This window comes from Psychrobacter sp. G (assembly GCF_000418305.1).
GTDB classification, from domain to species: domain Bacteria; phylum Pseudomonadota; class Gammaproteobacteria; order Pseudomonadales; family Moraxellaceae; genus Psychrobacter; species Psychrobacter cryohalolentis.
The window spans coordinates 1,768,765-1,780,130 of the sequence record NC_021661.1 but is presented as its reverse complement, the minus strand read 5'-3'; the positions used below and the strand labels follow the sequence as shown (position 1 = coordinate 1,780,130).

Genomic DNA, 11,366 nt, shown 5'->3' with positions numbered 1-11,366 from the left:
AGAATCAGCTTCTTAATATAATAATAGGATGTTAGTGCTATGCAAGAAAAATTGCCATTATTAATCACGACTGGTGAACCTGCGGGTATTGGTATGGATATCGTACTGCTGCTAGCGGCTGAGGGTAAGTTACAGGATTTTGATCGTCCAGTTTGGGTCACGGCAGATAGCAAGGCAATGCAAAAACGTGCCGATGAGCTCATTGCTGCGGGCATATTAAAAAGCTGCCCACCTTGGAAAACGATCAATGCAAATGAGGCAATTATAGAAGACGATGATTTTTTAAATCGAATGTCCCAGCAGAGTATTAACAGTGGCGCTATTAATAATGATAATGCTTTTATCTTATTAAATATTCCCTGTGCTGCGCCCGTCGCTTGTGGGAAAATTGATATCAATAACTCTGCAATGGTGGTTACGCAGTTGGAAATAGCGCATAAACTGGCAGCCAACAAAACAGTCGCCGCTATCGTCACCGGACCACTACAAAAATCTGCATTGATAGAGGCTGATATCAAACTGTTAGATGGCACGATGTTCAGCGGTCATACGGAATTTTTTATGCAGCAAAGTGGCTGTGATAAAGTCGTCATGATGCTTGCTAATGAAGCCATGAAAGTGGCACTTGTTACAACGCACTTGGCATTAAAAGATATCCCTGCAGCCATCACTGCCGATAACGTACGCCAAACAGTGCAAATTGTTATCGATGATATGTGTGAGAAATTTGGCTTGACGCAGCCGCGTATCTTAGTTTGCGGTCTAAATCCGCATGCGGGCGAGGGCGGGCATTTGGGCATTGAGGAGATTGAGATTATCAATCCAGTGCTGCAAGAATTTATCAATATTGGAATAGATATATCAGAGGCGATGCCAGCGGATACTTTATTCACGCCGAGACATTTAGCCAACTGCGATGCAGTGATTGCCATGTATCACGACCAAGGGTTGCCTGTACTCAAGTCACATGGTTTTGGCGATACGGTCAATTTGACCTTGGGGCTGCCCTATATTCGGACTTCTGTCGATCACGGTACCGCGCTTGATTTAGCAGGACGCGGCGGCGCTAGTGCAACCAGCCTATACCAAGCACTCATCATGGCAAATGAGATGGCCGATAAATCGCTTATTAATAGACCTCTTGCATAAGTCGATGCCTTAGTGAAGTTTATCACGCAATATTGGGCAACTTTTGTATCAATCATGCCTATTTATGAATCATCAAGCACGCCCTAATATAAGTGGTTCCATTATAGCAGTCTGTTTTAAGTGGTCTGTTAATAGGCTTGAAGGGTGAAATATCTGGTTCCCTTGGGGTATGCCTTAAATTAACTCACAGCTGTAGGGATATTTCGTAGTTAGAGCCTAACTCAGACTGTAATCTATCTCTCAAAATACAACCTTCTTCAATGAACTCTTTTTCTTCAGAACTACTTAAGAATCCAGAAGCTACAGGATTTTTTTTCAAATATGTAGATTCGTACTTATTTGCCCAGTGACTTAAATCACTCTTTAAGTTTCGGCTTATTTTTAAACCATCTGGATCAATATTGTTTAACTCGTTATCTATGTACCCCCATAATGGAAAACATTCATACTCAGGCATCAGTTTTATCTCCACTTTCAGGTACTCCTATTTATTAGATGTCAGATTGTCTAAACTATGCCAGTAATTTCGTCTTTGTTAAATTTATATATAGTGCTAGCAGTTCGACTCCTGTATAGCGCACCGATCACGATTTAATACTATTTTCAGGCTTACAAAGCTTATTAGTCAATATAAGGTTAATTAAATAAATGGCTCATTTGGATATACATGCTAAAGCAGAGATTGGTAATCCTTAGCAGGGTTCACACTAGGTGAAAAATTGGAAAGCTTTCTTCATTTTATCGATAAGACAGTTGATGGAAATATTAAGGAATGGACGGTTGATTTAGCCTTAGACAATACAGGCGTCTTACTTTTTGAGATACCAAATAATAACGGGTATACAATATATTTTTCAGAACCCAAACTAGAGTTAGGCTTTACTGAAAAAGGAACTCTATGCGATATTAGCGCTGGTGCTGGTTATAAAGGTGATGTTTTTGAAGGTAACATTAAAATTGGTAGCCGTATTGGTGATATAGATCATGCCTTAGTTTTGGACGATGCTGAAGATATACATTATCTTGCTGATAACGAAGGACAGTTCATTGAAGGGATATACTTCGTAGCTGGTGGTTTAGAGCTTGAAGAAGATCCCGACTCCATTATAGAAGAAGTTAGGATTTATAATTACAACTTAATATAACAACTATTCTGGTCTAGATACCATCTTACTCAAGTAACCTTGCATCGCCCGACAAGTACACTGTGAAGTACATTACAATGAAATAAACAAACAAACCGTTGATATTATTAGCATACAGCCAAACATTCAAGTCCTCACTAGGGTACCGTATTATATCAAATGGTTTAGAACAAAAAGCTACTGTGTTGGTTGCGCCAAGGTATGGGTAGTTTATAGATCAAATATCTCAAAAACACAGTCAAATAATAAGCTGTGATATAATTCATCCCAATAAAACACTCATTTTATCGTCATTGCTCACTTTTACCTCTTACTCATTAAGACTATTCTATGTCAAAAACTACATTTGATGCTCAATCTATTACTAACAGCCTACGTGCTGCCAAACACCAACCGCGTAAACGCTTTGGTCAAAACTTCTTACATGACCGTAGTGTTATCCGTGAGATTGTTGAGAGCATTCGCTTAGAGCGTGATGACAATTTGATTGAGATTGGGCCAGGAATGGGCGCATTAACTGAGCCGCTATTGGCAGAAGTAGATGCGATGACTGTAGTCGAGTTGGATCGTGATTTGGCAGATAGCTTGCGTATTCGTATCGGGGCTAATAGTCACTCAAATTTTGAGATTATCAAAGACAATGCCATGCATGTGGATTATCGGGAGCTTTATAGCGATGAGCGCGGCAAATTACGCGTGGTGGGTAATCTACCGTATAACATCTCAACGCCCATACTCTTTCACTTACTCAGCTATGCCGATGTGATTGAAGACATGCACTTTATGCTGCAAAAAGAAGTGGTTGAACGTATCACCGCTGATGTCGGTAGCAAAACCTATGGTCGCCTATCGGTCATTATGCAGTATCACTGCCATACGGATTATTTGCTCACCGTACCACGTGGTGCTTTTAATCCGCCGCCAAAAGTGACCAGTGCCGTATTTCGTCTGACGCCGCACATTATTAAGCCAGTCGTGGCAGAAGATGAAGAGTATTTTGCATTGGTAGTGCGCGAAACCTTTAATCATCGCCGTAAAACGTTGCGCGCTATATTCAAAAAATCAACGTTATTGCCGACGTTGAGCGAAGACGATTTTGCAGCTTGCGCCATTGATCCACAAGCCCGTCCTGAAACCTTAAGCGTGAAAGATTTTGTCAATTTGAGCAATCAAGCGCGTAAAGTAGAAGGCTGATTTATCAGTGCTATTCATACCGCAGATATCATTGATTGCTAAGTAGTATCTACAATATCCACAAGAAAGATTGAGAGCTTATGAGTTATCGTCATCAGTATGTCATCGGTGATTTGCAAGGCTGCTATGCTGCGTATCTTCAGCTACTTAAAATATTGGATTTTGATCCTGAGCAAGATAAATTATGGTTTGCAGGCGACTTAGTGGCACGCGGCGAGGACTCTTTAAATACCTTGCGTCATGTCAAAGATTTGTGTGAGCAAGGGGCAGCCGCGACCGTACTTGGCAATCATGATATCAATTTGCTAGCCGTTTGGCGTGGGGCGACGAAAATTAAGAAAAAAGACAAAACGGCACCGATTTTTGCAGCCGATGATTGTGATGAGTTGCTAGAGTGGCTACGTCATCAGCCATTATTGGTTTATCCTGATAAGCATACGGTGCTGGTGCATGCCGGTATTCCGCCGCACTGGAGTATTGAAGACGCCGAAAAGTATGCACATCAGTTAGAGTCGCAGTTGCGCAGTCATTTAAAACAGCTTGATAGATTGTTGCCAAATCTCTATAGCAAGACGGCAGATAATTGGCATGCAGACATTCATGGATTTACGAAAATGCGAGCGATTGCCAATTATTTTACTCGCATGCGCTTATGTCAGCAGGATGGGCTGCTTGAATTTAGCTTTACCTCAGGGCTAGATGAGCGCATGCCAGAGGATTTTTTGCCTTGGTTTGAATGGCAAGTGCCGCGCACTCGTAAGGTGTTATTTGGGCATTGGGCCGCGCTCAAAGGTGAAGTTGATCTGCCTTATGCTCGTGCACTAGATGGTGGCTGTGTTTGGGGTAATCATTTGCTAGCCTATCGCTTAAGTGATGGCAAGACCATCACGTCAAGTGCGCAGTGCTTGCAGATATCTTCTTAATTTTTTAGTGATTCCAAAAACCAATAAAGCCATCAAATTAACCCATTAACTGGGTAGATTTGGTGGCTTTTTTGGTTTAGGTAGTGGCGTTTTGGCGTCGCCTGCAACTTTGTTATCAGCAGTGCTGTCTTGACTAATCGCATCAGATACCGTCTGATTATTCTCATCAAACGCAGCATGTGTCTTATCATATTGAATATCCTGACTATAAGGGACGTTGCTAAGTGCTTCCTCTGTCAGACCATCATCAAGCTCAATGGTTTTATTCATGGCTGGTTTATTGATGGTAATATGAGCTTCGCGGCTATTTAGTTCAGGACTCAGCTGATGCTCTGCAGATGGATTAGTATAATGTATATCAGTGACCGCCTGCTGTCCTTCTGTCTTCTTCTGCAAGGCTTTTGGGAGCACTTTGACATCAGATAAGCGCCTTACCACATAGTTTTTGGGAAGTGGCTGATTGCTATTTTGTGGGGCGGTATCATCGAAAATCATCTGACCTTGGCTATCAATACGGGCATACTTCATCGGTTTGTCGCGTGGCCAAAAAAAGTCAGAAGGATGCGTCATTAAGTGGCTGAAGAGTTGCTTAGTTAAGCGACTCCAATCAACGAATTTTACCTCTTTTGAGCGTAAAGCGACAAGAAGTGCCAGTGAGAAACTGACGATCAAGTTGACCATACCGATAAGTAAGACGCCAAAGACAGAAAGCAGCACCACTTGCCACTCTAGCTGATTGGACGACATATTAAATAAGCCATGAGCCAAGTTCGCTGAAGCAAAGGCAATATGGCGAATATCAATTGGTAAGCCAAATAAGAAACCAATCGTTGCAGTACTTCCTAGGAAAACCCCAAAGATAAAGTTGCCCATGATGGCACCAAGATTGGCTTCTATAAAGCCGCCTAAACGTTGTAGCCATGCTTTGGGCAATAAATACTGTAATAGCTTATGACGCTGAATACGGGCGCCTATCTGGTTGTAGACCGCCAAATTATCATAATAGCCAGCAATCAGACCCGATAAGAATAAATATACCCCAGCAATGGCAGCATGTGGCAAAGCTAGTGAGCGAAAAGGGTCGAGATCATGAAGTAGGTGAGCCGCTTTATCGGTATCAATCATCGGCGCGCCAGTATATTGCAACCAAGCAAAAGAGATGATCAAGGCAACTGGTATAGCCATCATAATATTACCCATGATGGCAATAAACTGGGTGCGTAAAATATCGACCACCAATTCAGACAGCTTATTTAACTGATGGGACTTTTTACCCGAGCTGTCTGATATGGTTGAGGCGATAGCTGCCGCTGTCATGGCAGGCTGTTTGGTAGCGACTGTACCATGGACGATATGGATGAAAACAAAGCCCAAACCATAAATCATACTATTGACAAAGGCGCGACCCATTGGTGCGAGAGCTAAGTGGTATGCCAATATCTTAGTCGTCGCCATAAAAGCAATGATAAAGCCACCGATAGAGGCTTTTTTAAACATCTTCTGATAACCAGATTTATCAGTACTAATATAATGTTCGCCAACGCGGCTGGCGTTTTCAGTGACTTTTCGCGATAGCAGCTTAGTATTATTGTCAATCAAATAGCCAATACTATAACGATGACTGGCAGTCGTAATCAGCGCTTGAATCAACTCAATTATTGCCCGATCGCGCTTATCGTAGTTGTTTGCTACCAGCTCAGTCAATATACGCATGCGCTGTAAGCTTTGATCTAATCGTAGCATCATGTTGGTTAGGCGAATAGAGATACCGGTTTTGTAAATGCGCTTGCGTATGGTGGCAACGATGTCTTCGCATTGCTCAATCATGACCAATAGAGGCGCTGGATCCACGGCTTTTTCGGGAATGATATCGGTTAAGGTGTCGAGCTCATGTGCTTCTCGGTACTGATTGACGTACAAGACTGCTTCTTGATTTTGTGCCACAAACGACGCTGAATAATTCAGCATTTGTGGGTAAGATTCCATCAAGTCTGGATGTAAGCCAATACCGCTGATACGATACGATAAAATGATAATCGCGTTCAAAATACTGTTTTTTGCCGTCGCGACTAAGTTTAGATGCTGCTCATGGACTTTGAGCAGCCCGACCAGCTCATCCCATTTTTCTTTTTCAATATGGGCAAGCCAGCGCTCATCAGAGCGTTTATCAAATAAATAACCAACCAATTCTACGACAGAATCTTCTTGTGGCAGTAGTGGCAAAAAACGATGACCAATCAAACGGCGCAAACTGTAAAAGAAACCCTGATCTGACATAATGCCAGTGTCGGTATAAAGAGCGATCTGGCGGTATTCGATAATAAGTTTTAAGACAAAACTCGACAGCCCATCGCCATATTCTGGATGCTGACGTAAAACTTCAATAAGATTTTGAATATTCTGATTGGCTAAAGTAGGCTCTTTATCACTTACTCGTAGCTCATCGATTAAGCGCTTAAGTACCGCGGGATCTGGTACATCACTTAAGGCAGTAATCTGTTGTAAAATGTGTTTTATCTCTGACACATCGTATCCCTTATGGTAGTTATTTCAATCATCGTTATTATGTAGTATGTGAAATAAGACATCTTCTTCTTTTAGTGACTGGCTGTAATTATCACTGTGGCGATACATATCTTTATTAATTTACCGCTTGTTAATTTACTGCGCCCTCATTTATAAGTTTTAGTATATTTCTATTAAGTTTAAGGCATTTGGTTTTGCGTTATTTTAATCGTAACGGCTCATCAATAGTCAACTATTTTGTTAGCAGGTATTTTGATGACTATTGTGTCAATTTTATGAAGATATTTTTGGCAAAAAAAGGGACAGTAGCGTGACTGTCCCCTTTATCATAGTGCGGCAAGGCTTACTTTATTATAAAAGTAACCAATTAGCTAGCAGGTACGTCAAAGTAATTCAGGTCAAAGTTCATCATCGGATCACTACCAGCTTCAACCATCTGAGCATGGGCATCGATACGTGGCAAGATACGACCAACGAAATAATCAGCAAGCTTGGCTTTATTGGTATAAAACTCACCTTCTTTACCATCAGCCGCTTCAACCATCAACGCAAACATATACGAGTAGGCTAGGTAACCAAAGGCATGCATATAATCAACCGCACAGCCGTTAATTTCATTCTTACGCTCACCAATATTATTGAGCACCGTTGTGGTTAGTGCTTCAATTGTATCGGCAGCATCTAGCGTCGCTTGCTTGATACCATGATCTGCTTGCATATTATTGACAAAATCACGAATTTCACCTAAGAAATGGGTAACGTATTTGCCGTTATTTTTCGCCACTTTACGACCTAGTAAATCAAGCGCTTGAATACCATTGGTACCTTCATAGATCTGGGCGATACGCGTATCACGAACGATTTGCTCCATACCCCATTCACGTATATAGCCATGACCGCCAAATACTTGCTGGCAATCAATAGTGGCTTCTAGTGCTTTGTCGGTCAAGAATGCTTTAGCCACGGGCGTCAATAGTGCAACACGTGCGGCAGCAGCTTGAGCGGCCTCTGGATCAGTACTAAACTTCTCTTCATCAAGGTTTTTGGCAACGTACATCGCAAAGCAACGTGACGCTTCAGTGTTGGCTTTGGCATTTAATAGCATACGGCGTACATCGGCATGATGAATGATGGCATCCGCTGGTTTTTCTGGGCTTTGCAGTTGGGTATCGCTACGACCTTGACCACGGTCATTGGCATATAACGCCGCATTTTGATAAGCAAGCTCAGAACCACCAAGCCCTTGTAGACCCATGGTGACACGCTCATAGTTCATCATGATAAACATCGATGACAAACCAGTGTTTTCGGCACCAACCATCCAGCCTTTGGCGCTGTCAAAGTTCATCACACAAGTGGCAGAGGCTTTGATACCCATTTTATGCTCGATAGAGCCGACTGCTAAGGTATTGCGCTCGCCTAAGCTGCCATCTTCATTGACCAAGAATTTCGGTACGACAAATAGTGAGATACCTTTTGAGCCTTCTGGTGCATTCGGTGTTTTTGCCAGTACCAGATGAATGATATTGTCAGTTAGGTCATGCTCACCGCCAGTGATAAAGATTTTGGTACCAGAGATATCATAGCTGCCATCATCATTAGGGATAGCTTTGGTTTTGATGATACCCAAGTCAGTACCAGCATGTGGCTCTGTCAAGCACATGGTGCCAGCCCATTCGCCGTTGTACATTTTCTCTAAGTAAGTTTGCTTTTGCTCTTCAGAGGCAGCCGCGTTTAGGCACAGTGTTGCACCAACGGTCAGATTAGGGTAGAGAGCGAATGATTGGTTGGCGGTAAAAACCATTTCTTCAGTCAGCATGGTCACCATTTTTGGGAAACCTTGACCACCGTATTCAGAATTACCACTTAAGCCGACCCAGCCAGATTCAGCATACTGCTTATAAGCTTCTTTAAAGCCAGTTGGAGTCGTAACGATGCCATCACCTTGGAAGGTTGCGCCTTCTTCATCACCGCTACGGTTGATAGGTAACAAAACGTTTTTTGTCAGTTTTGCCATTTCTTCCAAAATCATATCGACCGTTTCCATATCGACATGAGCTAAGTTTTCGTTGTTTTGCCAAAATTTAGGCGCGTTAAACACATCATTTAAGATAAAGCGCATGTCATTAAGAGGGGCATTATAAACAGCCATAAACATTCCTTTGGTTCAAATAAATAAAAGTGAGTTGAACAAATTTATAAGAGATCTTTTGAGTTGGGCTTAATATTCATTATTAAAGTTTAGCAAATTAGCTTGCGCACGGGTGTATTTGTTCGTGAATTATGCGTACACCAAAAGTATGGATTATTTTATTTAAAAAATGACTATGGCAGATTTTAAGTGGTAGTAAATAAAATCGGCAACACACCTTGGTATGTTGCCGATAGAAAATACATTATTTAGCGCTACACAAAAATGATCGATCAATATTTTGTGGTGTTAATTAAAACGCAAATTGATCAACATCCATGCTCATATACGGCTCAACACCAGTGCTGATACGCTGTACGTGAGTGGTGGTACGTGGCAACAGTTTGGCAAAATAGAACTGCGCGGTTTTGACTTTCGCATCGTAGAATGCTTGTTCGCTACTACCGTTAGCAAGTTCAGTTTGTGCCACTAATGCCATGCGTGCCCATAAGTAGGCTAGCGTCACATAGCCGCTAAAATACATATAATCGACCGCAGCGCCGCCAACCGCATCTGAGTTTTCAGTGGCTTGCATACCGATGCGTGCAGTCAAATCACCCCATTCTTTTAGATGTTTGGCAAGTGGGCGAATGAATTGACCCATCTCATCGTTTTCTTTGTTTTCTTCACAGAATGTCTGAATGATTTTGACGAAGTTTGCTAGCAGCTTGCCTTGTGAGCCCAATACTTTACGACCTAGTAGATCGAGTGCTTGGATTTCAGTAGTACCTTCGTAAAGACATGCAATACGTGTATCACGCACGTTTTGCTCCATACCCCATTCGCTGATAAAGCCATGACCACCATAAACCTGTACGCCATGGTTAGCGGCTTCTAGACCGGTTTCAGTCAAGAATGCTTTAGCAATTGGTGTCAATAGTGACAACATTTGGTCAGCAAATTTAAGCGCATCGCCTTCGCCTTTTGCGACAGTATCGGCAAAATGTGAGAGGTAATAGACTAAAGCACGGCCACCTTCAGCAAAGGCTTTTTCAGTCAACAGCATGTTACGAACCGCTGGATGTACAATGATAGGGTCAGCTACTTTTTCAGGGGCTTTGACACCAGATAATGAACGCATTGCTAAGCGATCTTTGGCATAAGTCAATGAGCCTTGGAATGCATATTCTGCTGCTGTTAAACCTTGAACTGCGGTACCAATACGTGCCACGTTCATAAAGGTAAACATGCACTGTAGACCACGGTTTTCAGGGCCAATCAGATAACCTGTTGCGCCATCAAAGTTCATCACGCAAGTGGCTGAAGCTTTGATGCCCATTTTGTGCTCGATAGAGCCACAAACGACGTTATTGTTTTCACCTAGGCTACCATCTTCGTTGACCGTTACCTTAGGAACGATAAACAATGAAATGCCTTTTGTACCAGCAGGCGCGCCTGGTAGACGAGCCAATACAATGTGAATGATATTGTCCGTTAAGTCATGCTCACCAGCTGAAATAAAGATTTTTTGACCAGTGATGCTATAGCTGCCATCTTCTTTAGGCTCGGCTTTGGTGCGGATAATACCCAAATCAGAACCTGCATGTGCTTCAGTCAAGCACATGGTGCCTGACCATTCGCCGCTGACCATTTTTTCTAGGTAGGTTTGTTTTTGCTCGTCTGTACCGTGATGCTCGATGGTTTGAATGGCACCATGAGATAAACCAGGGTACATAGAGAATGACCAGTTAGCCGTACCAACCATTTCATTAATGACTGTCGATAATGAAAACGGCATGTTTTGACCGCCGAAGTCTTCTTCAGCAGATAAGGCTGGGAAGCCAAGCTCACAATACGCTTTGTATGCTTCTTTAAAGCCTTTTGGCGTCGTCACTTGACCATTGTCAAACTGGCAGCCTTCAGCGTCACCACTTTGATTCAATGGTGATAGCTCATTTTCAGCAAAGCTTGCCGCCATCTCAAACAGACTGTCCATTAGCTCACGATCTGCTTCTTGGAACGCTGGTAAAGTTTTATAATGGCTTTCGCTGTCAAGTAACTCATGCATCACGAATTGGATATCACGTAAGGGTGCTTTGTATTGCATAACTTCCTGTCCTTTTTTGGTGTATGACCGACAGCGATGGGACGACTGTTGTTGTAAGTCTGAGTTGCTAGTATCTTGCTGGCATGGAGTGTGTCTGCATTATTAACAAACAACGATACCGATCATATGAAATAACATTGAGAAAAGAATTAAGACCGTATCTGTAAATTCTTGGTAAAAGATAGGCGTTC

8 protein-coding genes are annotated in these 11,366 nt (G+C 42.3%); 4 read left to right on the top strand and 4 right to left on the bottom strand.

The genetic code is table 11. The annotated features are described in order from the left end of the window. Window positions 1-39: 39 nt before the first annotated feature. Entirely contained in the window at window positions 40-1,149 is a 1,110-nt protein-coding gene (gene pdxA / locus PSYCG_RS07325; protein WP_020443618.1) for a 4-hydroxythreonine-4-phosphate dehydrogenase PdxA, read from the top strand. Window positions 1,150-1,333: 184 nt separating this feature from the next. On the opposite strand, the gene PSYCG_RS07320 is transcribed toward pdxA, so the two are convergent. Next, the gene (locus tag PSYCG_RS07320) at window positions 1,334-1,606 is read right to left on the bottom strand and encodes a hypothetical protein (RefSeq protein ID WP_051130966.1); all 273 of its coding nucleotides are present in this window, start codon (window positions 1,604-1,606) and stop codon (window positions 1,334-1,336) included. A gap of 262 nt (window positions 1,607-1,868) precedes the next feature. Here PSYCG_RS07320 and PSYCG_RS07315 point away from each other — a divergent pair, with 262 nt between their 5' ends. From PSYCG_RS07315 to PSYCG_RS07305, 3 genes are all read left to right on the top strand, one after another. Next, window positions 1,869-2,294 (top strand): hypothetical protein, encoded by a 426-nt coding sequence (locus PSYCG_RS07315; RefSeq protein WP_020443616.1) that lies wholly within the window; start codon window positions 1,869-1,871, stop codon window positions 2,292-2,294. A gap of 330 nt (window positions 2,295-2,624) precedes the next feature. Beyond that, window positions 2,625-3,488 carry a 16S rRNA (adenine(1518)-N(6)/adenine(1519)-N(6))-dimethyltransferase RsmA gene (gene rsmA, locus PSYCG_RS07310; RefSeq protein WP_020443615.1) on the top strand — a complete coding sequence of 288 codons (864 nt, stop codon included), beginning with the start codon at window positions 2,625-2,627 and terminating at the stop codon, window positions 3,486-3,488. 80 nt (window positions 3,489-3,568) lie between these two features. After that, window positions 3,569-4,411, top strand: a complete 843-nt coding sequence (locus tag PSYCG_RS07305; RefSeq protein ID WP_020443614.1) for a symmetrical bis(5'-nucleosyl)-tetraphosphatase — start codon at window positions 3,569-3,571, stop codon at window positions 4,409-4,411. A 45-nt stretch (window positions 4,412-4,456) separates the two neighbouring features. On the opposite strand, the gene PSYCG_RS07300 is transcribed toward PSYCG_RS07305, so the two are convergent. The 3 genes from PSYCG_RS07300 to PSYCG_RS07290 all read right to left on the bottom strand — a co-directional run bounded on the left by PSYCG_RS07300 (window position 4,457) and on the right by PSYCG_RS07290 (window position 11,175). Beyond that, complete coding sequence (locus PSYCG_RS07300; protein WP_020443613.1) at window positions 4,457-6,937, bottom strand: site-specific recombinase; 2,481 nt, start codon at window positions 6,935-6,937, stop codon at window positions 4,457-4,459. Between the two features lie 367 nt (window positions 6,938-7,304). After that, entirely contained in the window at window positions 7,305-9,089 is a 1,785-nt protein-coding gene (locus tag PSYCG_RS07295; protein ID WP_020443612.1) for an acyl-CoA dehydrogenase C-terminal domain-containing protein, read from the bottom strand. A 292-nt stretch (window positions 9,090-9,381) separates the two neighbouring features. Next, a complete protein-coding gene (locus PSYCG_RS07290; protein WP_020443611.1) occupies window positions 9,382-11,175 on the bottom strand; it encodes an acyl-CoA dehydrogenase C-terminal domain-containing protein in 1,794 nt (597 codons plus the stop codon). Between the last annotated feature and the right edge of the window lie 191 nt (window positions 11,176-11,366).